Origin of the sequence: Acidisphaera rubrifaciens HS-AP3, from assembly GCF_000964365.1 — a bacterium.
GTDB classification, from domain to species: Bacteria; Pseudomonadota; Alphaproteobacteria; order Acetobacterales; family Acetobacteraceae; genus Acidisphaera; species Acidisphaera rubrifaciens.
In genome coordinates this window covers 1-1,182 of record NZ_BANB01000974.1, presented here as the reverse complement: position 1 = coordinate 1,182, position 1,182 = coordinate 1, and the positions used below count along the sequence as shown (strand labels likewise).

General features: G+C 75.0%; 1 protein-coding gene. It reads left to right on the top strand.

What is annotated here, in order from left to right:
• On the top strand, positions 1 to 1,182 hold a 1,182-nt coding region (locus tag B8460_RS19470; RefSeq protein ID WP_048863287.1), incomplete at both ends, for an amidase.

Sequence of the window (1,182 nt, the reverse complement as noted above, 5' to 3'; positions counted from 1 at the left end):
GACGCGCTCGGCCCGCTGCACGGCCTGCCGCTCGGCGTGAAGGACCTGGAGGAGACGGCGGGCCTGCGCACCACCTGGGGCAGCCAGCTGTTCGCCGACCACGTGCCGACACACGACCGCGGCACCGTCGCGCGGGCGCGGGCGGCGGGCGCGATCATCCTCGGCAAGACCAACGTGCCGGAATGGGGGCTCGGGGCGAACACGCGCAACGCCGTCTATGGCGCGACCGGCAACCCGTTCGACCCGATGCGCAACGCGGCGGGCTCCTCCGGCGGATCGGCCGTGGCGCTGGCGACCGGCATGGTGCCGATCGCGACGGGCTCCGACCTCGGCGGCAGCCTGCGCAACCCGGCGGCGCATTGCGGCATCGTCGGCTTCCGCCCGACCCCCGGCCTCGTGCCCGACGAGGGGCGCGCCCATGGCTGGAGCGGCCTGCCCGTGCTCGGCCCGATGGCGCGCACCGTGCCGGATTTGTGCCTGCTGCTGTCGGTGCTGGCGGGCGAGGACGCGCGCGACCCGCTGGTCTGCCGTCATGACGCGGCCGAACTCGCCCGCCCCGCCCCGGCCGATCTCTCGCGCATCCGCGCGGCGGTCACGCCCGATTTCGGCATCGCCCCGACGGAGGCCCATATCCGCCGCGTCCTGGCGGAGAAGGTCGGGCTGTTCCGCGACGCCTTCGCCTGCGTCGACGAGGCGACGCCGGACTGCACCGGCGCCGACGAGGCCTTCGCCGTGCTGCGCGCCGTCGGCGTGCTGGCGGCCCATGCGGAGCGGGCCCGCGCGCATCCCGACAAATGCGGCCCCAACCTGCACGCCAACGTGACCGAGGGGCTCGGCTACTCCGCCGCCGACGTGGCCGAGGCGCAGAGCGTGCAGACGACGCTGTATCGGCGTTGGCAGGCGTTCTTCACCCGCTACGACGTGGTGCTGACCCCCGGCATCACGGTCAGTCCGCGCCCGTGGTCGGAGCTGTATCCGCGCGAGATCGACGGCGTGCCGACGCGCTCCTACGTGCATTGGCTCGCGCTGGTCTATCCGGTCAGCCTCGTCGGGCATCCGGCGGTGTGCCTGCCGGTCGGGCGCGACGAGGCGGGCATGCCGTTCGGGCTGCAGATCGTGGGTCGCCCCGGCGGCGACGCGGCGGTGCTCGCGGTCGCGGCGGCGCTGGAGGCGCGGCTCGCC